Raw genomic sequence first — 22,742 nt, 5'->3', positions numbered from 1 at the left:
AACAACTGCTATTATGCGGTATTAGCTATCGTTTCCAATAGTTATCCCCCGCTACCAGGCAGGTTACCTACGCGTTACTCACCCGTTCGCAACTCATCCAGAAGAGCAAGCTCCTCCTTCAGCGTTCTACTTGCATGTATTAGGCACGCCGCCAGCGTTCGTCCTGAGCCAGGATCAAACTCTCATTAAAAGTTTGAGTTCTCACTCATTTCTGTCACTGACAGATTTATTGTTTTTTCATTGTTCAGTACTATAACCTTAGTTATAGTGCCCTGCACATTGGTTCGTCTTGTTCAGTTTTCAAAGGTCTTTGTCACTCGCTTCTCTCAAGTGACAACTATATTAGTATATCACAGTCGCTTTCGCTTGTCAACACTTTTTTGAAACTTTTTTAATCTTTTTTTCATCAAGTGTTCCATCCGCAACATACCATAGTCCGTACGGGATTCGAACCCGTGTTACCGCCGTGAAAAGGCGGTGTCTTAACCCCTTGACCAACGGACCAGAGTTGTTATTTTCAACTCTTACTATTATACCCACTTTTCAAACTTTGTCAACACCTTTTTCTAATTTTTTTCAATTTTTTTGCATGTCGTAACTTCTCAAAGTAACTTCCACTTGACTTGCCGAAGTGGAAATTAGTCTAAAACGGATTTTTATGGTGGAATTAAGTATGAGACGTTTGAGTTAGAAATGAGGCTCACTATGACAAAACATAAACACCTTACCCTTTCAGACCGTAATGATATCCAACTGGGCTTAGAGCGCGGTGAAACCTTCAAAGCTATTGGACAGTCCATTCTAAAAGACCCAACTACTGTCTCCAAAGAAGTCAAACGAAACAGACAAGTCCGAGAGTCTACATGCGATAACCTTCCTTGCCCTTTACTCGACAAAGCTCCCTTTGTCTGTAATGGTTGCCCTAAAAGAAGACAGAATTGTGGCTATAAGAAGATCTTCTACCTCGCTAAACAAGCTCAAAAACAATACGAACAAACTCTTGTCGAGTCTCGTGAAGGAACTCCCCCTCAATTCCAAGACCTTCTGGGACATGGACAAAGTCATTTCTGATGGTGTTAAAAAGGGACAACACATCTATCATATCCTCAAAACTCACAACCTCGATGTTAGCTCCTCAACCGTCTATCGTCACATCCGAAAAGAGTACCTGTCTATCACTCCTATTGACCTAGCCAGAGCCGTTAAATTCAAAGAAAGACGGAAAAGTAAGCTACCTTCCATCCCTAAAGAAGCTAAAAAAGGACGTTCCTATGAGGATTTCCAAAACTATTTAGCCCTTAAGCAACTAGACTCTTGGCTAGAAATGGATACAGTTCTGGGCAGGATGGGAGGTAAAGTCCTACTCACCTTCAATCTATCTTTCTGTAACTTTATCTTCGCTAGACTTCTGGATAATAAAACTGCCCTTGAGGTTACCAAACACCTCTATGACATCAAAAACACTCTTCACCAAGCGGACAAAGATTTCTTCCAACTTTTTCCTGTCATCCTGACAGATAATGGAGGAGAGTTTGCCAGAGTTGATGACATAGAAATGGATGTTCGAGGAGAGAGTAAACTTTTCTTTTGTGAACCTAATCGCTCTGACCTGAAAGGGAGAATTGAGAAAAATCACACACTAATTCGTGACATTCTACCTAAGGGAACTTCCTTTGACAATTTAACTCAAGAAGATATCAATCTCGTCTGCTCTCATGTCAACAGTGTCAAACGTGCTGCTTTGAATGGAAAGTCAGCCTATGAGCTCTTTGCCTTTACCTATGGAGAAGAGATTCCTAAGCTTCTAGGTATTTCTAAAATACCTGCAGAAGACGTCTGTCAGTCTTCTAAATTACTCCAACATAAAATCTAAAAACTATCCTTCAACCCCATTCAAACGTCTCACACTAACTTCCACCATAGCGGAACTTAATCTGAAACGCTTTCAGATGAGAGGATTTTGTGCGCTCTTTTTTTCGATTCATTTTGCCTACAAAAGCTATGAAATCAAGCATGATTAAAACCAGTGGAACTTACCCTGACACGGATTTCCACTGGTTTTTACGATTTTTATCAGACTAACTTCCACTTGGATTAGCAGTGGAACTTAGTTTGGGAATTTACTTTTTTTGCATAGCTTCCTATCGGGGTCTGATATAAAACTCTTTAAACACAATACGTAAGTCCCTTAGGACTCTTTGACGTCCTCGGAAGCATTCATGTCTTAAGACGCGTTCTAACTCTTCTTGTTGCTCTTTACTTTGTTTACTTCTATAATCTCTTAGTGTTTCATGAAAGAGATAATAATCGTCTAGCCAGAGACCTCCCTCACTTACACGATGACTTATCTCACCTACTTCTTCATACGGTTCTTTATCATATCTTCGTTTTTGACTTTCTTGTTTACGGATATAATCTAAAATCCGATTCCGGAACTTAGTCTTAAAATATTTCCTTAAACGAGGGATATCTTCTACTATTCCTTCTTCTTTACTAATTAATTCATGCAAGCAAATCATACCCTCTTGATCCCAATCCGATAGCTCCCACAAATGAAGGTAATATTCATTTCTACACTTATACACAATTCCCTGGACTTCTTCATATAATTCTTTAAACATAATCTTCCCCTTTCTAGATACAGTTTAACAAATAAAGAAGCTAATTGGGTTCTTTTTTCTCATTCTGCTCTCTACACCGTCTCAACTGCACAAAAAGAGAGGACAAGCCTCTCTTAGAGTTATTTATCATCATTCATTTTTGACTTTACTTCATCATAAGATAGTGCATGTGATTCCTCTTCTACTGTTTCAGGCATCTTTCCTGTTTCGTAAAGAGATTTAATTTGTATACTATCCAATGTTTCGTATTTTAATAATGCTTCTGCAATCAATTTGTGAGTTTCACGATTTGACTGAATAATTTCAGCGGCTTTATTTCGTGCCTCATTCAATAATGAACGAACCTCTTCGTCAATTTCATAAGCTGTTTGTTCTGAAATTGATTTTTGAGGGCTTTGTGCACCAAACATAGCATGATTACCCTCATATTGTACGGGGCCAAGTTTTTCACTCATTCCGTACTCTGTAACCATTGCACGCGCCATTTGAGTCGCCTGTTCAAAGTCGTTTGAAGCTCCTGTAGTTTGGACATTAAAGATAATTTCTTCAGCTACACGTCCACCCATCAAGCCAGCCAATTGCTCTTTCATATCTTCTTTAGAAAGAAGCATTTGGTCTTCTTTAGGAAGTGCAATCATATAACCACCTGCACGTCCACGTGGTACGATGGTAACTTTATGAACAACACGGGCATTCGACAAGACTAGACCAACAATGGTATGTCCTGCCTCATGGTAGGCAACTAATTCACGTTCTTTTTGTGACACTGTCTTATCTTTCTTAGAAGGTCCCGCAATAACTCTATCTTCTGCTTCATCAATATCTGAAGCATCAATAACTGACTTGTTGCGACGGGCAGCAACCAAGGCTGCTTCATTCAATACATTCTCTAAATCAGCTCCAACAAAACCTGGAGTTTGTTGAGCCACTAATTTCAAATCAACATCTTCTGCTAAAGGCTTGTTCTTAGCATGAACTTTCAAGATTGCTTCACGACCTTTAACATCAGGGCGACCAACCAAGACTTTTCTATCAAAACGTCCTGGGCGCAGAAGGGCAGGGTCAAGTACATCTGAACGGTTTGTCGCAGCGATGACGATAATCCCTTCATTTCCCTCAAAACCATCCATCTCAATCAAGAGTTGGTTCAATGTTTGTTCACGTTCGTCATTTCCTCCGCCAAGACCAACTCCACGCTGACGTCCAACAGCATCAATTTCATCGATAAAGATAATAGCTGGTGCTGCTTTTTTGGCATCTTCAAAAAGAGAACGAACACGACTAGCTCCAACTCCGACAAACATTTCTACAAAGTCAGAACCTGAAATACTAAAGAATGGAACACCTGCTTCTCCGGCTACTGCCTTAGCAAGCAAAGTTTTACCTGTTCCTGGAGGTCCCTCCAAAAGAACACCTGCTGGAATACGGGCTCCAAGTTTTGTAAATCGTTTTGGATCTTTTAAGAATTCAACAACTTCAACTAGTTCTTGTTTTTCTTCCTCAGCTCCAGCAACATCTGAAAATCTTACTTTAATATCTTCTTTATTTGCAGCCTTAGCCTTACTACGTCCAAAACTCATTGGGTTACGGCCATTATTTCCTCCCATATTTCCCATCATAGAGAATAGGAAGAAGAAAAGAATACCGAATGGCACAATGGATACAAGAATATTAATCCACATACCACTTGAACTTTCATGCTTAACAGTTACTTCCGCTTTATGGTCAGAAGCAAGTTTTTGCAATTCGGATACTGTCGTATCTGAAGGAAGAATGATGCTTGAAAATTTCTCTACTGTTGTAGCAGAAGGAGAAAAGAACTGAATGCCTGTTGCTTCTTTACTTGTTTTAGGATTTTTATAAACACCCGAAACCTCGATAACACTGCCATTTGGTTGGTAAGTTAATTCTTTTACATTGTCATCGGTAATTTCTTTTACCAATTCTGTATAATTAATTTGCTCACTTTTCCCTGCAACACTACCTGTACTAAAATACTGATAAGCTGTAACTAGGAAAAAAATAAGTAATAACCATAGAAAAGGATTTTTAATTAAACCATTATTTTGTTTTTTCATTAAAAATTGTTCTTTCTAATTTGAATACACTTCTTCTTTCAATACTCCAACATAAGGAAGGTTACGATAATTTTCTTTGTAATCTAAACCATAACCTACTACAAACTCATTTGGAATAGTAAAGCAGGTATAGTCAGCTTCAATTTCTACAACACGTCCCTCTGGTTTATCCAACAAGGTTGCAATTTTAACAGAAGATGCTTCTCTTTCAATAAACATATCTCGCAAATTCTTCAAAGTTTGGCCTGTATCAATAATATCTTCTACAAATAGAATATGTCTTCCTTTAATGTCTTGAGTCACATCTTGTTTAATATTAATGACCCCGCTACTTGCTGTTCCACCATGATAGCTAGAAACCATCATGAAGTCCATTTCAATATGTGTGTCGATATGTTTAATCAATTCAGCCATAAAAGGAATAGATCCTTTTAAAATCCCAACTAAGATTGGATTTTTTCCTGCATAGTCTTTAGTGAGTTGAGCACCTAATTTTTTAGCAGCTTCTGTAATTTCATCGTGTGAAACGAGGATTTTTTTAATATCGTTTTCTAACATTTTTTTACCTATCTATTTTTTCTATATAAAGTACAGTGTTCATTATATCATTTTTCGTGTTTTTACTCAAATTACTGGTCGCAATTCCCAAAATTGAAACAATTTCACCAAATTGCTCAATAATCAGAGCAGATTTTCGCTTTTCCATAGGGATTTTCAAATCAATAAATAAACGTCTGAGTTTTTTTCTATGCCCATTTTGAATCAAAAAATCTCCTGTTTTTCGATGACGAATGTGTATGGATGTTTCGCGTGAAACAGGTATTTGTTGAATTGATTCACCTTCTAAAGGAATTCCAAAGGAAAATATGTATCCTTGATAAAATACCTGATTTTGATAGTGTAACACAAGTTCATCTTCCTTTTCATCAGCCTGCGGACTGATTTTACAAATCCGAAACTGTTGATACTCCTTTACTAGTTCATAACCATTTTTAAGCGGATGACGATACTGGCTTTTAGTTTTTAAAATTTGTCTAACTTCTTCAAACTGAGCTTTTGTGAGATTCAAATCTGGAAAACGATTCAGGTAAGTTTGAAGTAAAACTCTTTGTGTCGACTCAGAATAAGAAAATAACTGCTCTAAATTTTCTACATCAATATTCTTTGATAATTCAGCTATAGCTAAGTCATAATCTAAAATTTCATTTCCGATACTTAAGATTGCATCTCTAAATCTAGGATTTTCTTTTTCTAATTCTGGTAAATAAGAATTTCGAATACGATTACGAAAATAATGATTTTCCTTATTTGATGTATCTTCAAAGTGAAAAATTGATGGAAAGTCTTTTTTCTGAAAATACAAGAAGGGACGAATCATTTCTATATCCCCGACTACTTGCTTCTCCCTAATTCCTGATAGATAGCGCAAACGAGTGCCTCGAATCAAACGCATCAAAATCGTTTCCACCTGGTCATCAGAATGGTGGGCAGTGACTAAGGTTGTCGCACCTGTATTTTTCATGACCTCTTGAAAAAAATCATAACGAAAATTTCGTGCACGCGCTTCTGAAAATTCTCCTGAAAAATTGCTGACATAAATAGGAAGTCCAGCTTCAGCAGCCAACTTCCTTAATTCCTTTTCTTCCCAATCTGATTCTACTCTCTGCTTATGATTAACATGAGCTAGAATCAATTCAATTTCTAACTCTTCTTGATAAGTAGACAATACCTTAAATAGAAACATAGAATCTAATCCACCAGAAAGAGCTAGCACCACTTTAGCATGCTTTTTGAAATATCCTCTTTTGAGAAAATGATTTAAAAAATCCTGTTCCCTCATTTTAGAACCTCATAAACATCTTGGGCTATCTGAGAAATAGTATCATAATCAGAATTTTTAGTGAAAATTGAAAGAACAAATGGAGAATCTGCATAGACAACACCCGTATCATGCTCAAATTCGTCCGCATCCCCAATTTTATGAGCTACCTTCACAGAAACACCTTTGGCAATTCGCTGATTATCAAAATCTGTTTTGGTCAAGGACTCCAATACAAATCCATTTTGATTATAAATAGCTTCCATGACTTTCCCTGCCATTTTAGAAGAAATCAATTTTTCTTTTGGATCCCAATCATCTCCCATAATAGCAGACATCTTGGACTTAAATGTTGCATCAGATTGATTTGAAAGGTAATATCCCAATAGATTATGAGCTACGTTATCCGATTCTTTTGATACTTTCGTAATTAAATCCTTTAGAGAATATTCTTTATTATCCTCTTTTTTAGGAAGACTACCACTTCCCTCTGGTTTATAAGAACCTGGAAAATCATTAACTGCTGATACGTATTTTACAGTCGAATCTAACTGATACAGACCCTCATTGATTTTTTCTTGCGTATAATAAAGATAAGGGAGTTTTAAAACGCTAGCTGCATACATCTTTTCATCTTGATTGATACCAGCTTCTTTTCCAGTAGTCAGTTGCTTAACATAAATAGAGAATGAATCCTTCTGATATTTTTCAGATAACATTTCTTGGACTTTACTCATCCGATTATCTTCTTCAGAAGTTGATTCCTTATCTACCCATCCAGCCTGATCAATATGTAGAAATTCTCTTCCTTCTACAAACATGGTCTTATCGATTGATACTTGTGAATAAGCTGATAAGGATGATTTCACTTCTTTTAAATCATAAGGGCTATTGTACAGTTTAAAATCAGATTCTAACCATACTTTTTTTATTGTAGAAGTTACCTCTGACTGATTGTATAAAAAACGTTTGTCTGCAGCTATAAATTGATGGTTGGATAACTTAAATACTGGAATTCCTTGTTTATTTAAGCGCCACTCGGTTATTTGGAAACTTGTTTTGGGAGTCAATTTTCCAGATTCCACTACTAAATCTTCATTCGCATAGACAGGAACTTCTCCAAAAACCATAGGAGAACTTAGCTTTTCTTTAAAATAAATACCAAAGTCAGATTGTGAAAGGTAATAAATTTCTTTCGAAGTATAGACTACTTCTTTTTCTGTGCTAACGACTTTTGAAACTGTCAAAAAACTTGGTAGCAACAAAATAATTAAGAATTTACGCATTCTTCCTTTCCTTTTCTTCTTGTAAACGCAATAATTGATTTTTATCAGCCAACTCTTCCAACTTTTCATCCGATAGACTCAAAAATTGCTCTATTACGTCTAATAAATTTTCCATTTTATCACCTTGGGAGCAAGTCAGGAATCGTATAAACAGCTTCCCGATTCTTAGAATAATAATATTTTGCACGCATGTATTTAGCAGCGTAATCTTCATCTTTCAACTTTGTAGCAAAAGCTGTCTCCTTCTCCTTTTCCTCACTCAAGGTTTGATACTGAGTTTGCAAGTCTAATAACTGTTGATGTCTTTGAAGTAATTGGTGATAGCTTTGAGCAAGATTATAAGTTGGTAAAATGAACAATAAAATCATCAAAATGAGAACCCAACCCATGAAACGATTCCGTTTTTGTCTTTCCTTCATCAGATAGCGACGACGTTGGTATTCATTTTGAATAAAAGAATTATTCAATTGTACAATATTTTTAGACATTTTCTTCTACCCGTGTTTCACTGATAATTTCATACATGCCCGCTGCATCTTCTTTTTTTGTGCTATCTTTCATCTCCAGTACTTTTACAAGTAGCAACTTATTGCCAAAACGAATTTCAACTTGGTCATTAACTTTCAAATCCGTTGAACTTTTGGCCAAGATCCCATTCACCTTGATTCTACCTTTATCTGCTACTTCCTTTGCGACTGTACGACGCTTGATAATTCGTGATACTTTTAAATATTTGTCTAATCTCATCTTTATTACCTCAACTTATTATTCTACCATTTTTATCTATTTTATAGAAGAAAAATATCAAATGGCATTTTCTTCCTTCGACTCTTTTATCTCTAATAAACTTTCTCCAAAAATGAGCAAACCTTCTAAAATTTCATAATCTTTCTTATTTCGGACATCAAATACAAGCTCCATTAATCCTTCATTTTCAGCTATAGCTGCTTTTAAATTCGTTGCCGATAAAGCTTTAAAATAATCTTGAGCTAAAAACAGTCGTTGAGTGACTTTTTCAAATTGAACTGTAATTTTATTATCTTTTCTTTCCACACGTTGAACAAAGACCTTGTCCAAATATGACTTGACCAAACCAATCTCTAAAAGATAGGCTACCACATCTGGGTATTCTCCAAAACGGTCCATCAACTCTTCTTGTAACTCTTCATAATTGACACGGTTGTCAATTTGACGAATTTTTTTATAAATTTCAATCTTATGTCGTTGGTCTGAAATATAAGTATCAGGAAGATAAGCATCGATTTGTAAAATCAATTCGGCATTTCCTTTGGTTCTTGTTTTCCCATTACCATGTCGTTTTGCAATAGCTTCCTCTAGTAACTGCGAATACAATTCAAAACCAACAGAATCAATGAAACCAGACTGGGATTTTCCTAGGAGATTTCCTGCTCCACGAATAGAAAGATCTCGCATCGCAATCTTAAATCCTGAGCCCAATTCTGTAAATCCTTTAATTGCTTCTAATCTCTTTTCAGAGACTTCACTAATCGATTTTTCTGGACGATACATGAGATAAGCATAAGCAATCCGATTACTACGACCGACTCTTCCTCTTAATTGATACAAGGTTGACAAGCCCATATGATCTGCATTTTCAATAAATAAGGTATTGGCATTTGGAATGTCCACCCCTGTCTCAATAATGGTAGTTGTTACCAAGATATCGTATTGTCCTTCAATAAAGTCCAATAAAGTATTTTCCAACTGAATTTCACTCATGCGACCATGAACATAACCAATCGCAGCCTCTGGAATCAGCTCCTGTAATTCTGAAACCTTCTGATCAATTGTGTCAACTTTGTTGTAAAGATAGTAAATTTGACCTCCACGCTCCATTTCACGCAAGACCGCATCACGAATAACACTATCATTCTTTTCTAAAACATAGGTTTGAACAGGATAGCGATTGGTTGGAGGAGTTTCAATAACAGATAAATCTCTTATTCCCAGCATAGACATATGAAGAGTACGAGGAATTGGCGTTGCTGTCAAAGTCAGAACATCCACTTGTTTCTTCAACTCTTTCAAGGTTTCCTTATGCTTGACACCAAATCGTTGTTCCTCATCAATAATCATCAAGCCCAAATCAGAAAACACAACATCTTTTGACAAAACACGATGTGTTCCAATTAAAATATCGACTTGACCGTTTTTCAATTTTTCAAGTGTTTCAGTCTGCTCTTTTTTACTTCTAAAGCGACTCAACACATCAATATTAACAGCAAAATTTTGGAATCGTTCCTTAAAATTCGTGTAGTGCTGTTGCGCTAAAACTGTCGTAGGAACTAGAACGACCACCTGTTTATTGTCATTGACCGCCTTAAAGGCTGCACGCATTGCAACTTCAGTCTTTCCAAAACCAACATCCCCAACTAGAAGTCGATCCATTGGTTGAGAATTCTGCATATCTCTCTTGATTTCCTCGATACTACGAAGTTGATCATCTGTTTCAACATAAGGGAAAGCATCATCAAAAGCATCTTGCTCTTCATCATCAGCTGAAAAAGCATAACCTTTCAACTGACTACGCTCAGAATAGAGTTTGATTAAATCGTCTGCTATATCCTCTACCTGATTCTTAACTTTTTGCTTGGCTTTTTTAAAATGACCGTCATTTAATTTATTGAGTTTTGGAGCTTTCCCGTCACTTGAAACGTATTTGGAAAGTAGATGAATCTGTTCCACTGGGATAGAGATTTGATCCCCGTTTTGGTATTGAACACTAACATAATCACGATGGATCCCTTTGATTTCAATTGTTTCAATCCCTAGATATTGACCAATTCCATGGATATGGTGAACAACGTAATCGCCTTTTTCAAGTTCATTATAATCTTTTAAGCGCTCCGCATTTGAAACATGTTGTCTTCGAAAACGACGTTTTAATTTCTTTTGAAAAATCTCATGTTCAGTTATAAATAAAATCTTTTCATCTACAAAATGAAAACCATGTCTGAGATTGCCCTCTATTAAGTTTACAGATTCTTTACAGATACTTGACTTATCTCTGGAATCCAATTTAATCTGGTATTCCTCTAAAACATCCTCCAATGTTTTGCTTCCTATTGAATTGCTAGACTGCAAGATAATAGTGTAGTCCATTTTTTTGTATCGCTCAATTTCTTCTTTTAGAAAAGAAAATTGATTGAAAAACTCCTGAATGGGATATTGATTAAATTGATAAATTTGGTCAAACTTGAGATTTCCTAACCCCTTTTGCAGATTAGAAAAAAAGGTCACTGGACTTTGTTTTTTATATATTTTCTCAGTATCCGCAAAATACTGCATATCAGAAAATGCTTTACTATTCTGTAACTCTTCTGTAAAGTATTGCGCTAATTCTCTTTCAAAGACTTCATACTGATTCATCAATTTTTGATAATCATCAAAGAATATTGGTGTGCTTTTTTCAATATAATCAAATATAGTCCATGATTTCTCATGACACAAAGATAAAAATTTCCGAGAATCTGCATGCCTTTGTTTTTGGTGAAAACTTGAAAGAATTTCTTCTAGGTAGGATTTCAGAATAGGTGACATAGTCTTTGAAATTTGTTTTTCTAAAGCTGATTGACCTCGTTGATAATCCTTTTCTCTTAAAAGCATATCGCTAGATGGAAAGATAGTGAGTTCTGTCTGATTTTCTTTCGATAATTGTGTTTCGACTTCAAATGTCCTGATACCATCTACTTCATCACCAAAAAACTCAATTCTGCAAGGTTCTAACTGAGATATTTCAAAAATATCTAAAATATCTCCTCGAATACTAAACTCACCTTGGGTCTGTACTTGAGTAACCTTTCGATAGCCTATTTCCTTTAACTGATAGGTAAGCGCGTGTTGGTCATATTCTTCACCAACTGTTATTTTTACAATACTATCTTTAAATGCATTGGGAGACGGTAAAATCAATCGACTTGCTGCAATATTACAAACTAAAATCCCTTTTTTAGATGGATCATTCAAAAAACGCAAGGCTTCAACTCGTGAAATGATTTTTTCTTGTGAAGACATCAAAAACTCGACCATAGGGGAATCATCTACCAAAAATGGATAGACAAGTTCCTCACCTAAGATAGAAATAAGATCACTAATTATCCCTTCTGCTTCTCCATAAGTTGATGTCAATAAAACAATCTTATCTTCTTTCTTCAAACTACTGGCGATTGCTAAAGCTTTTGTAGAAGTTGACAAGCCTAACATTAATTGTCTTCTTTTATCTGTCAGATTTTGATGCCATTTTTTTATTTGATCATTTTCTGAGAATAAATCTAATAAGGTCACCATTTATCCGTTATACCTCTGCATCGTTTTTTCAAAATTTTTCTCTTGTAAATAGTAGTTTACAGAATCGTCAACTTTGTCAATAGACTGTAAAATACCAATATAATCATCCTTGTCAAAGGTACTCAAAACATGGTTAACAACTGACATACCATTTTTAGGTCTTCCGATTCCAATCTTAACACGATTGAAAACCTGAGTCCCTATATGTTGAATAATAGACTTGATACCATTATGACCACCTGCTGAGCCCTTTGCTCTTAAACGAATCTTTCCAACTTCCATATCAAGATCATCGTAAATGATGAGTAAATCTTCAATATTCAAACCATAGTAAGTCAATAAAGCATGAACCGCTTTTCCACTTTCATTCATAAAGGTCGTTGGTTTGACAAGATAAATTTTTTCACCATTGAAGAAAAAGGATGCTAGATCAGCTTGAAATATCTTATCGTGTGTAAAAGTGACATTCTGTTTCTTCGCTAGTTGGTCAATCAACATAAAACCAACATTGTGTTTGGTTTCAAAATATTTATCTCCTGGATTTCCCAATCCTACAAGTAATTTGGTCATTTATTTTTCCTTTCAAAAGCCAAAAGGGTTGGAATTTTTTTCCAACCTAATTGACACCATTTATTAATTTTTTAGACATTAAAGCGGAATTCCATGATATCGCCATCTTGAACGATATATTCTTTTCCTTCTTCACGCAAGCGTCCAGCTTCTTTTACGGCCTTTTCAGATCCGTATTTCACTAGATCCTCATATGACATGGTTACTGCACGAATAAATCCTTTTTCAAAGTCTGAGTGGATAATACCAGCTGCTTGAGGAGCTTTCATACCACGTTTAAAGGTCCAAGCACGAACTTCTTTTTCACCAGCTGTGAAGTAAGTTCCAAGTCCAAGTAAGTGATAAGCTGCGCGAGTTAATTTGTCAACGCCTGATTCTGTCAACCCAAGTGCTTCAAGAAATTCTTGCTTGTCTTCATCGTCTAACTCAGAAATTTCTTCCTCAGCACGCGCAGAAATAACGACTACTTCAGCATTTTCTGTCGCTGCAAATTCTCGAATTTGTTTGACATAGTCGATAGAATCTGGATCTGAAACTACATCCTCATCTACATTGGCAACATAAAGAACTGGTTTAGTTGTCAAAAGGAAGAGACCTTTGACAACTTTTTGTTCTTCATCTGTAAACTCGATTGTACGAGCTGATTTCCCATCTTCAAGAACAGGTTTAATCTTTTGAAGAACATTAAACTCTGCTACTGATTCTTTATCTTTTTGCGTACGTGCCATCTTTTCTACACGCGCATAGCGTTTATTCACTGATTCTAAGTCAGCAAGAATCAATTCCAGATTAATTGTATCAATATCTGCAAGTGGATCCACAAAGGCATCTTCACGTCCTTGCTCACGCATCACATTTTCATCATCAAAAGCACGAACTACGTGAACAATCGCATCTACTTCACGAATATTGGCCAAGAATTTATTCCCTAGCCCTTCTCCTTTTGAAGCTCCTTTTACAATCCCTGCAATATCTGTAAATTCAAATGTTGTTGGCACTGTCTTTTTAGGTGTAATCATTTCCGTTAGTTTTTGTAGGCGTTCATCTGGAACTTCCACCATTCCAACGTTTGGATCAATAGTCGCAAATGGGTAGTTTGCCGCCTCTGCTCCTGCTTTTGTAATTGCATTAAATAGTGTTGATTTACCAACGTTTGGCAAACCAACGATACCTGCTGTTAAAGCCATATTTTCTCATTCTCCGTTTTCATTTCAATCCCTAATATTATAACACAAAAAGGGAAAACTTGCTAACCCTCTAACTAAGGCTTCTTAGTCAATAATTTTATTCATTTTTCGATCAAAATCATAGCGTCCCATCATGACAACATGGTCACAATTACTGCATTTTATTTTGATATCTGCTCCTACACGTGTAATTTCCCAACGATTAGCTTTTTTTCCTGTTGACTTGATTGTGCAAGCATGTGGTTTTTTCATTTCAACAAAATTTCCAACTTGATACATACTACTCTCCTTTTCTTTTTCGATTATATCATAAAAGAGGCGAGCTAGGCTCAACCTCTTTCACTTAATTTGTACGAACTGGGGTGATAAGTTGCATGAAGTCCTCATCAGTATCTGCTGGCACAAGAGTAAATGGACGAACAGCTGAGATAAAACTAATGGTCACCTTTTCGCTATTTAAAGCCTTAAGAGAATCAATCAAGTAAGTTGGGTTGAAACTAATAGTCAAATCTTCACCAGTCACCTGATCAGTATCGATTTCTTCGTTTACTTTACCAACTTCTGGAGAGTGAACATGAGCACTAACAACCCCACCTTTAATTTCAAGTTTCACAGTACCATTTTGAGTCGCACTTGATAAAAGACGAGCACGTTCCATTGACTGACGTAAGTTTACAACATCAAAAGTAATTGTTGTGTTAAAGTCTATTGGAATCAAGCGATCTGTATCAGGATAGTTACCTTCTAACAAACGAGTATAGAAGCTAATATTTTCACTTCTAAAGAGTATTTGATTGTTGGCAAAGAAAATCTCTACAGTTTCAATATCATCTGTAAATACCGCTGAAAATTCGCGTAAAGAACGGCTAGGAATTACAACATCAAAATCATCACTATTTTTCTCAAGAGTTAATTTTTTCTGGCTTAGACGATGAGAGTCTGTCGCAACTGTTTTTAGCTCCTTGTGTTGACTCAATACAAAATGAACACCTGTTAAAATTGGACGACTCTCTTGTGTACTTGCAGCAAATGCTGTTTCATTGATAATTTTCTTGAGTAATTTTGTTTCAAGAACCAAAGGAGTACTAGCTGAAATTTCTTGGATTCGTGGATATTGCTCGCTATCTTTTCCTTTTAGGGTAATTTCTGATTTGCCACTTGTTAAAACAATTTGATTTTGTTCAATTTCTTTAAAATCAAGAGTCACATCTGGAAGACTAGATACAACATTGATAAAGAAAGAAGCTTCAAGAAGGATCGAACCTAAAGAAGTAATTAACAAACCAGCATCTTCATTTTTTTGAGAAATAAAATTTTCAATTGAAATTTGACCATTTGAACCAATTAAAGTAACACCTTCATTGGTTATGTCAATTTTGACAGTTGATAAAATAGGAATAGCATTTTTAGAACTAATAGCTCTCTTAGTAGTATTTAAGGCTTGTAGAAATAAATTTTTATTAATTGAAAAATGAATCATGGATTCTCCTTTATTTATTTTTAGTATTAGAAGGATAATAGTAATAATAGAGTCTGTGAAATCTGTGGAAAACAGACTTAAAGTAAGTTATATCAAGTTTTTTGGCTTGTTTAAAAAATGTGGATAAAAAAGATAAAAAAGCGAAAGTTATCCACAAGTTATTTGATTTTCTTTTTGATTGATTCAATTTCTAAACGTAAATTATCGTCTTCATCAATCAAAGATTTAATTTTTGCATGGGCATGAATGACTGTTGTATGATCTTTTCCACCAAATTCTTTACCAATTTTTGGAAGACTATTATCTGTTAGCTCTCTAGATAAATACATGGCTACTTGACGAGCCAAAACAATATTTTGAAGGCGTCTGCTTCCCTTCATTTCTTTGACGCTGATACCATAAAAGTTACCAACTTCATTTTGGATTTTGTCAATTGGGATGACGAGCATTTGGCTAACATCCTGTTTGCGAGCTCTAATGGCTTCTGCAGCAATATCAATAGTGATATCCTTGATTTTTTTTACTCTGGCAATTAAGGTGATGTCGTTGATGGCTCCCTCAAGATCTCGAACATTTGAATCAAATTGCCCAGCTAGGTATTCTAGAGTATCACCTTGGAAATTGTAGTCCAAATGTTCCGTTTTGCTTTGTAAAATGGCAATACGTGTCTCAAAGTCAGGTGGTGTGATGTTTTGCGTCAAGCCCCAGCTAAAGCGCGTGACAAGTCTCTCCTCAAGCCCTTCTAGATGTTTTGGACTACGATCACTCGTTAGGACAATCTGTTTTTGCTTGTCATGAAGGGCGTTAAAGGTATTGAAAAATTCTTCTTGAGTTGCGACTTTTTTTCCGCTAAGTGACTGGATATCATCTATTAACAAAAGATCAAGACTGCGGTAGGTCTTTTTAAACTTTTCCATTTCCCCAAGTCTTAGGTGGTCAAGAAAGTCATTAATAAAGCTTTCAGCAGGTATGTATTTGACACGCGCATTCGGAATATTTTTTAGAATTTCATTTCCAATAGCGTTTAATAAGTGAGTCTTACCAAGCCCAGGTCCTCCATAGATAAAAAGAGGATTATAGGTCAGAGCCAAATCTTCAGAGACAGCTAAAGCAGCTGATACAGCCCAAACATTTCCATCCCCTTGGATAAAATTATCAAAGGTATACTTTTCTTTTAATCCAGTATCCGAATAAGGAATAGATGCTAACTTTGGACTATAGTCATAAAGAGTTGAATTTGTAGCTTCTTCAACTTGTGAGATAGTCGTGTCTTGAGGTTTGGTGAAAATATAATGGGGAGTTATTTCAGCATCATAAATTTCAAAACCAGCTACTACAATAATATCTTTTAGTTGTTTTTCCCAAACCATTTCCATTTCAGATCGAGGTAAAAATATAGTAGCAACATTTTCTTCTACCTTGATGAGTTCAGCTTGAATAGCATAGAAATCATACATGGATCGAGTCAGTCTTTCTTGAGCAAATTCTAATATACGATTCCAAAATTGTTTTTCTTTCAATCCTTTCTCCTCCTTTACTATTTAAAAGTTTAATGCTAGATTTATTTTACCACAGATAGCAAGAATTTTCCACAAGCTGTGGGAAATAATCCACAATGTTATCAAGTTTTATCCACAGGCTGGGGATAAAATCAGAAACTATTGATTTATTAAGCTTTTTATTGAAAAAAATAGTGGATAACCTTGTGAGATAAAAAAATAAAAGAACAGCCTTATTTCAGGCTGTTGATAATTCTACTGTATTCTTCTTGGTTTGAGAAAGCAATAATGATTTTTCCACTATCTTTTTTAGACAGTTTGATTTCTACATCTAATCCGAGTAGTTTTTTTAACTGCTCTTCTTCATTCTGTATGAAATGATCATTTTTTTGCAGTTTCTTTTGTTTTTTCTCTGTCAGAAGAGCTTCTAACTTCCTTACAGAAATATCTTCCTCCATAATTCGTTGAAAGAAATAGTCTTGTTGTTCCTTATTCAACCCAACTAGAGAACGTGCATGGGCTTGTGATAGTTTGCCATTTTCTACTTCTGAGAGGATTTGTTCTGGCAAGGAAAGCAAACGAATGGAGTTGCTGATATAAGGACGAGACTTGCCCATTTTATCTGCAATTTCAGCATGGGTAAATCCTTTCTCTACAAGAGATTCATAGGCGCGTGCTTCTTCTATTGGATTCAAATTTTCTCTCTGTAAATTTTCAATGATGGACTGGACCATCATCTCTTGGTCTGAAAGTTGTTTAACAACAGCTGGGATAGACCTTAGACCAGCTAAAAGTGAAGCACGATAGCGTCTCTCTCCTGCAAGGATTTCATAACCAATCACAGGAGATTGACGAACAATAATCGGTTGAATGACCCCATTTTCTTTGATAGACTGTGCTAGTTCATCTAGTTTTTCTCTATCAAATTCTTTTCGAGGTTGATAGGGATTTTTTTGTATATCTGTGATAGAAATTATTTCAAATTTTTCCATGATTCTACACTAACACATCTTTTCTCTTATGTAAAGTTTTCTTTACATAGATGTCAATTAAGATTCTAAATCACCTGAACTCTTGTCAAGTTTAATAGATGTAGTTTCTTCTTTACTGTTACGATAGTAGGTTATCTTAATGGTGTCTCCGATAGAATGATTGTAAAGAGCACTTTGTAAGTCTGTTGATGAAGCAATCTCTTTGTCATCTACTTTTGTAATAACATCGTATTTTTCAAGGTGACCATTGGCAGGCATATTACTTTGTACAGAACGAACAACTACACCAGATGTTACACTGCTTGGAATATTGAGTCTTCTAATATCACTTGTATTAATATTGGAGAGATTGACCATTTGAATGCCCAAAGCTGGACGAATCACTTTTCCGTTCTTTTCTAACTGTTCAATAATATTGATAGCATCATTTGCAGGGATTGCAAAACCAAGTCCTTCTACAGATGTTCCTCCATTTGTGGCAATTTTACTTGAGGTAATTCCGATAACCTGTCCTTGAATATTGATTAGTGGGCCACCAGAGTTACCTGGGTTAATAGCAGTATCAGTTTGGATGGCTTTTGTAGAAATGGCTTGTCCATCTTCAGATTTTAAAGATACATTTCGATTAAGACTAGATACGATACCTTGAGTGACAGTATTTGCATATTCAGAACCTAACGGGCTACCGATGGCAATAGCAGTTTCTCCTACGGTTAACTTGCTAGAATCACCAAACTCAGCTACTGTTGTCACTTTTTCTGAAGAGATTTTGACGACAGCAATATCAGAGAAAGTATCAGCTCCGACGATTTCTCCAGGTACTTTAGTTCCATCTGACAAACGAATATCTACTTTGCTGGCACCATTTATAACGTGATTATTTGTGACAATATAAGCTTCTTTGTCATTTTTTTTATAAATAACCCCAGATCCTTCACTAGATATTTGCTGAGAATTCGTGTCAGTATCATCATTACCAAATACGCTATTTTGTCTGTTGGCTGAATAAGTAATAACAGAAACAACAGCATCTTTTACTTTATTAACAGCCTGCGTTGTTGAATTTTCGTTTTTATAAGCAGTTTGTGTAATAGTGCTATTGTTGTTAGAGGTACTTACAGTACTTTTTTGAGTTAGTTGGTTTATTGAAAAGCTACCCAAGGCTCCACTAATAAAGCTAATGACGATAACGACTAATAATTGAAACCATTTTTTATAAAATTTTTTTAAATGTTTCATATTTGCCTCCATATGTTTGAAATTACTGAAAGTATAAACTGACTAACTTAATTATAACTTAAACACAAAAGTTTTTCACAGATTGTGGATAACTTTTAAAAATCTGTGGTTTTCTAGGTGAAAATTAACCTTTTATTTTGTGAATAAGATGTGAAAAAATAGAGAATATGTTAGAATAGAGTCATGAAAATTAAAGTTGTAACAGTTGGAAAACTGAAAGAAAAGTATTTAAAAGATGGTATCTCAGAGTATTCAAAACGAATTTCTCGATTTGCTAAGCTTGAAATGATTGAGCTGGCAGATGAAAAAACACCAGATAAGGCCAGTGAGTCAGAAAATCAAAAGATTTTAGAAATAGAAGGTCAGAGAATTTTATCAAAAGTTGGCGACCGTGATTTTGTTATTGTGTTAGCTATCGAAGGGAAAACTTTCTCTTCAGAAGAATTTAGTAAGCAGTTAGAAGAAGCTTCTATAAAAGGATTTTCTACTCTTACATTTATTATTGGAGGGAGTCTGGGATTAGCACAGGATGTAAAAAAGAGAGCTAATCTTTCTGTTAGTTTTGGTCGTCTAACTTTGCCCCATCAGTTAATGAGACTAGTTCTTGTTGAACAAATTTATCGCGCTTTTACGATTCAGCAGGGATCGCCCTATCATAAATAGAAAATTGACTTTTAATTGAATTTTTGGTAGAATAATTGTGTTAGGTCTCATAGCTCAGCTGGATAGAGCATTCGCCTTCTAAGCGAACGGTCGCAGGTTCGAATCCTGCTGGGATCAATATAGTAGCAAAGCTGGGAATTTTCCCGGCTTTTTTCTTAAAAAAGTACACTTGGGGAGAAAAAAATGACAGTTGAGAGAATTTTATCTAAAATGAAATTCCATTTTGTATAATGGTTTTTGTAAGTTAGCTTACAAGAAAAAAACATTGAGGAGATTTTATTATGAAAAACACAGTTAAATTGGAACAGTTTGTAGCCTTGAAGGAAAAAGACTTGCAGGAGATTAAAGGTGGGGAGATGAGACTGCCAAAAATCCTCCGTGATTTTATTTTCCCAAGAAAAAAGTAATAAAATAAGGGGAAAGAGTAATGAATTTATTTGGATTTGGGACAGTTATTGGTCATTTTTTAATTATTAGTCACAGTTACCGTTTAATTTGTAAAGGTCAAATAAAATCAAAGGAACTATATTTTTTTGGTATCTATACATTACTAGTAGAAGCAGTACTTGAACTTTCCTTTTATCTTCTATATTTAGATGAAATAGTGATTGAAAGATTTTTATTTCCTTTGGGCTTATATTCCTATTTTCGATGGATTAAACAGTATGAGAGGGATAGAGGACTATTCCTAAGTTTACTACTATCTCTTTTATATGAGAGCACTCATAACTTTCTGTCCGTAACTTTCTCCTCTATAACAGGAGATAACTTTGTTTCACAATATCATGACTCATTCTTTTTCGTTGTAACGGTGTTGACCTATTTTGTTGTCTTAAAAATCATTCATTATTTCCATTTGGAACTATCCTATTTTGACAAAGACTACCTCTATCCTTTCTTGAAAAAAGTATTTTTTGCTTTACTACTGCTCCATATTGTATCTTTCGTTTCAGATATGGTAAGTACGATTAAACATTTGAATAGTTTTGGAAGTATTTTGTCATCTATTGTCTTTATTTCTCTCCTTTTGACCTTCTTTGCAATGAATTCGCATAAAGAACAAATAGAAAAAGAGATTGCTTTGAAGCAGAAGAAATTTGAACAGAAACATTTACAGAATTATACAGACGAAATTGTTGGCTTGTATAATGAAATCCGTGGTTTTCGACATGATTATGCTGGGATGCTTGTCAGTATGCAGATGGCAATTGACAGTGGTGATTTACAGGAAATTGACAGAATTTACAATGAAGTTTTGGTCAAAGCCAATCATAAACTGCGTTCAGATAAGTACACTTACTTTGATTTGAACAACATAGAAGATTCAGCTTTACGAAGTTTAGTTGCTCAGTCCATTGTCTATGCTCGAAATAATGGTGTAGAGTTTACACTGGAAGTAAAAGATACGATTACTAAGCTCCCAATTGAACTATTGGATTTGGTTCGTATCATGAGCGTTTTATTGAACAATGCTGTCGAAGGATCGGCTGATAGCTATAAAAAGCAGATGGAAGTAGCAGTTATTAAGATGGAAACTGAAACAGTTATTGTGATTCAGAATTCATGCAAAATGACGATGACTCCTTCAGGAGATCTATTTGCTTTAGGATTCTCTACTAAGGGAAGAAATCGAGGAGTCGGATTAAATAATGTGAAAGAACTACTAGATAAGTACAACAATATTATTTTAGAAACAGAGATGGAAGGCAGTACATTTAGACAAATTATTAGATTTAAGAGGGAATTTGAATGAAAGTTTTAATTTTAGAAGATGTTATTGAACATCAAGTGAGACTAGAGAGAATATTGGATGAAATTTCGAAAGAATCCAATATTCCAATATCATACAAGACAACAGGAAAAGTCCGTGAATTTGAAGAATACATTGAAAATGATGAAGTAAACCAGCTTTATTTCCTAGATATCGATATTCATGGAATTGAGAAAAAGGGATTTGAAGTGGCTCAGCTCATTCGTCATTACAATCCTTACGCTATTATCGTCTTTATCACTAGTCGATCAGAGTTTGCGACTTTGACCTATAAATATCAGGTATCAGCCCTAGATTTTGTTGATAAGGATATCAATGATGAGATGTTTAAGAAGAGAATTGAGCAAAATATCTTCTACACGAAGAGTATGTTACTTGAAAATGAAGATGTGGTAGATTATTTTGATTACAATTACAAGGGAAATGATTTAAAAATTCCTTACCATGATATTTTGTATATTGAGACGACAGGTGTTTCTCATAAATTGCGTATTATTGGTAAGAATTTTGCCAAAGAATTTTACGGTACCATGACAGATATTCAGGAAAAGGATAAACATACCCAACGATTTTATTCTCCTCATAAGTCATTTTTGGTAAATATAGGCAATATTAGAGAAATTGACCGAAAGAATCTAGAAGTTGTTTTCTATGAAGACCATCGCTGTCCTATTTCAAGGTTAAAAATTAGAAAGTTAAAAGATATTTTAGAGAAAAAATCTCAAAAGTGATTGACAATTAGTAAGAAATTGATATAATCCCATCTTTGACAGTTTTTTGAAAACAAAGAGCCCCTAAATGCTGCTATAACAGCTTTTCGGAGCTCTTTTTCTCTTTTAAAAAAATGCGTACTTTTTATCGAGATTTGGTTTTTTAAAAATTTTTTCATATTTTTTTCGCTTATAATCTCAAAATCAGTTTGGAAGCCAAATGCTTGGTGGAGTTGATCCGTGATAGTTGTTCTGGTGTAAGTTGGAAGATATCCTACTCCATAAAGATGTTTGAACTTATAATTGCGTAAGGTTTGGATGAGTTCTGAACAGGTGACTGTTTCTCCTATTTGTTTTTCCAAGAGACGATAAATCATTAGTGCTAGGAAACAAATAGTGAAATGTGCTTGAATCCTATCTGAACGGCTGAGATAAACTGGTCTGGCTCGTAGTTCCTGCTTCATGATACGAAAACTCTCTTCAATTTCCCACCGCCTTTGATTGATGGCTACAATTGTC

Annotated in this window: 20 protein-coding genes, 2 tRNA genes, 1 rRNA gene and 2 pseudogenes; 6 read left to right on the top strand and 19 right to left on the bottom strand. The window is 35.1% G+C overall.

Translation table 11 applies throughout. The features are described from left to right. Nucleotides 1-190 (bottom strand): 16S ribosomal RNA (locus tag SK629_RS00125); the annotation flags it as partial. 242 nt (nucleotides 191-432) lie between these two features. Further along, a tRNA-Glu gene (locus SK629_RS00120) sits at nucleotides 433-504 on the bottom strand. 201 nt (nucleotides 505-705) lie between these two features. On the opposite strand from SK629_RS00120, the pseudogene SK629_RS00115 reads away from it, so the two are divergent. Beyond that, nucleotides 706-1,873 (top strand): annotated as a pseudogene (locus tag SK629_RS00115) (IS30 family transposase). 268 nt (nucleotides 1,874-2,141) lie between these two features. On the opposite strand, the gene SK629_RS00110 reads toward SK629_RS00115, so the two are convergent. The 16 genes from SK629_RS00110 to SK629_RS00035 form a co-directional block, all read right to left on the bottom strand. Beyond that, nucleotides 2,142-2,621 carry a sigma-70 family RNA polymerase sigma factor gene (locus tag SK629_RS00110; RefSeq protein ID WP_042900060.1) on the bottom strand — a complete coding sequence of 160 codons (480 nt, stop codon included), beginning with the start codon at nucleotides 2,619-2,621 and terminating at the stop codon, nucleotides 2,142-2,144. Between the two features lie 119 nt (nucleotides 2,622-2,740). Continuing rightward, nucleotides 2,741-4,699: an ATP-dependent zinc metalloprotease FtsH gene (ftsH, locus tag SK629_RS00105; protein WP_042900059.1), complete on the bottom strand. Its 1,959-nt coding sequence runs from the start codon at nucleotides 4,697-4,699 to the stop codon at nucleotides 2,741-2,743. Nucleotides 4,700-4,714: 15 nt separating this feature from the next. Continuing rightward, nucleotides 4,715-5,257 carry a hypoxanthine phosphoribosyltransferase gene (gene hpt / locus SK629_RS00100; RefSeq protein ID WP_042900058.1) on the bottom strand — a complete coding sequence of 181 codons (543 nt, stop codon included), beginning with the start codon at nucleotides 5,255-5,257 and terminating at the stop codon, nucleotides 4,715-4,717. A gap of 4 nt (nucleotides 5,258-5,261) precedes the next feature. Then, nucleotides 5,262-6,539 carry a tRNA lysidine(34) synthetase TilS gene (gene tilS, locus SK629_RS00095; protein WP_042900057.1) on the bottom strand — a complete coding sequence of 426 codons (1,278 nt, stop codon included), beginning with the start codon at nucleotides 6,537-6,539 and terminating at the stop codon, nucleotides 5,262-5,264. Beyond that, nucleotides 6,536-7,804: a serine hydrolase gene (locus SK629_RS00090; protein WP_042900056.1), complete on the bottom strand. Its 1,269-nt coding sequence runs from the start codon at nucleotides 7,802-7,804 to the stop codon at nucleotides 6,536-6,538. The genes tilS and SK629_RS00090 overlap by 4 nt, the downstream gene beginning before the upstream one ends. Then, nucleotides 7,797-7,919 (bottom strand): SP_0009 family protein, encoded by a 123-nt coding sequence (locus tag SK629_RS12800; RefSeq protein ID WP_000429334.1) that lies wholly within the window; start codon nucleotides 7,917-7,919, stop codon nucleotides 7,797-7,799. The genes SK629_RS00090 and SK629_RS12800 overlap by 8 nt, the downstream gene beginning before the upstream one ends. A 4-nt stretch (nucleotides 7,920-7,923) precedes the next feature. Beyond that, nucleotides 7,924-8,292, bottom strand: coding sequence for a septum formation initiator family protein (locus SK629_RS00080; RefSeq protein ID WP_042900055.1), 369 nt, complete (start codon nucleotides 8,290-8,292; stop codon nucleotides 7,924-7,926). Then, nucleotides 8,285-8,551, bottom strand: coding sequence for an RNA-binding S4 domain-containing protein (locus SK629_RS00075; RefSeq protein WP_001234978.1), 267 nt, complete (start codon nucleotides 8,549-8,551; stop codon nucleotides 8,285-8,287). The genes SK629_RS00080 and SK629_RS00075 overlap by 8 nt, the downstream gene beginning before the upstream one ends. Before the next feature lie 57 nt (nucleotides 8,552-8,608). Beyond that, nucleotides 8,609-12,112, bottom strand: a complete 3,504-nt coding sequence (gene mfd, locus SK629_RS00070) for a transcription-repair coupling factor (RefSeq protein WP_042900054.1) — start codon at nucleotides 12,110-12,112, stop codon at nucleotides 8,609-8,611. Beyond that, on the bottom strand, nucleotides 12,113-12,682 hold the full coding sequence (gene pth / locus SK629_RS00065) for an aminoacyl-tRNA hydrolase (RefSeq protein WP_042900053.1): 570 nt from the start codon (nucleotides 12,680-12,682) through the stop codon (nucleotides 12,113-12,115). A gap of 71 nt (nucleotides 12,683-12,753) precedes the next feature. Next, on the bottom strand, nucleotides 12,754-13,869 hold the full coding sequence (gene ychF, locus SK629_RS00060; RefSeq protein WP_001218700.1) for a redox-regulated ATPase YchF: 1,116 nt from the start codon (nucleotides 13,867-13,869) through the stop codon (nucleotides 12,754-12,756). 84 nt (nucleotides 13,870-13,953) lie between these two features. After that, a complete protein-coding gene (locus SK629_RS00055; RefSeq protein WP_000285186.1) occupies nucleotides 13,954-14,148 on the bottom strand; it encodes a DUF951 domain-containing protein in 195 nt (64 codons plus the stop codon). A gap of 64 nt (nucleotides 14,149-14,212) precedes the next feature. After that, complete coding sequence (dnaN, locus tag SK629_RS00050) at nucleotides 14,213-15,349, bottom strand: DNA polymerase III subunit beta (protein WP_042900052.1); 1,137 nt, start codon at nucleotides 15,347-15,349, stop codon at nucleotides 14,213-14,215. 158 nt (nucleotides 15,350-15,507) lie between these two features. Next, a complete protein-coding gene (dnaA, locus tag SK629_RS00045; protein ID WP_042900051.1) occupies nucleotides 15,508-16,869 on the bottom strand; it encodes a chromosomal replication initiator protein DnaA in 1,362 nt (453 codons plus the stop codon). A gap of 212 nt (nucleotides 16,870-17,081) precedes the next feature. Then, entirely contained in the window at nucleotides 17,082-17,840 is a 759-nt protein-coding gene (locus tag SK629_RS00040) for a ParB/RepB/Spo0J family partition protein (protein WP_042900050.1), read from the bottom strand. Between the two features lie 57 nt (nucleotides 17,841-17,897). Then, the gene (locus tag SK629_RS00035) at nucleotides 17,898-19,079 is read right to left on the bottom strand and encodes a S1C family serine protease (protein ID WP_042900049.1); all 1,182 of its coding nucleotides are present in this window, start codon (nucleotides 19,077-19,079) and stop codon (nucleotides 17,898-17,900) included. Between the two features lie 183 nt (nucleotides 19,080-19,262). Here SK629_RS00035 and rlmH point away from each other — a divergent pair, with 183 nt between their 5' ends. The 5 genes from rlmH (at nucleotide 19,263) to comE (ending at nucleotide 22,244) form a co-directional block, all read left to right on the top strand. After that, on the top strand, nucleotides 19,263-19,742 hold the full coding sequence (rlmH, locus tag SK629_RS00030; protein ID WP_042900048.1) for a 23S rRNA (pseudouridine(1915)-N(3))-methyltransferase RlmH: 480 nt from the start codon (nucleotides 19,263-19,265) through the stop codon (nucleotides 19,740-19,742). 43 nt (nucleotides 19,743-19,785) lie between these two features. Then, a tRNA-Arg gene (locus tag SK629_RS00025) sits at nucleotides 19,786-19,859 on the top strand. A gap of 164 nt (nucleotides 19,860-20,023) precedes the next feature. Further along, nucleotides 20,024-20,149 (top strand): competence-stimulating peptide ComC, encoded by a 126-nt coding sequence (gene comC, locus SK629_RS00020; protein WP_000799683.1) that lies wholly within the window; start codon nucleotides 20,024-20,026, stop codon nucleotides 20,147-20,149. Nucleotides 20,150-20,169: 20 nt separating this feature from the next. Then, complete coding sequence (comD, locus tag SK629_RS00015) at nucleotides 20,170-21,495, top strand: competence system sensor histidine kinase ComD (protein WP_042900046.1); 1,326 nt, start codon at nucleotides 20,170-20,172, stop codon at nucleotides 21,493-21,495. Then, nucleotides 21,492-22,244, top strand: a complete 753-nt coding sequence (gene comE / locus SK629_RS00010; protein WP_000866069.1) for a competence system response regulator transcription factor ComE — start codon at nucleotides 21,492-21,494, stop codon at nucleotides 22,242-22,244. The genes comD and comE overlap by 4 nt, the downstream gene beginning before the upstream one ends. A gap of 140 nt (nucleotides 22,245-22,384) precedes the next feature. Here comE and SK629_RS00005 read toward each other — a convergent pair. Then, nucleotides 22,385-22,742: pseudogene (locus tag SK629_RS00005) on the bottom strand (transposase); the annotation flags it as partial.

It is taken from the genome of Streptococcus mitis (genome assembly GCF_000722695.1).
GTDB lineage: Bacteria > Bacillota > Bacilli > Lactobacillales > Streptococcaceae > Streptococcus > Streptococcus mitis_O.
Note: the sequence above shows the minus strand (reverse complement) of the source record. Positions and strands in the feature narration are given on the sequence as shown.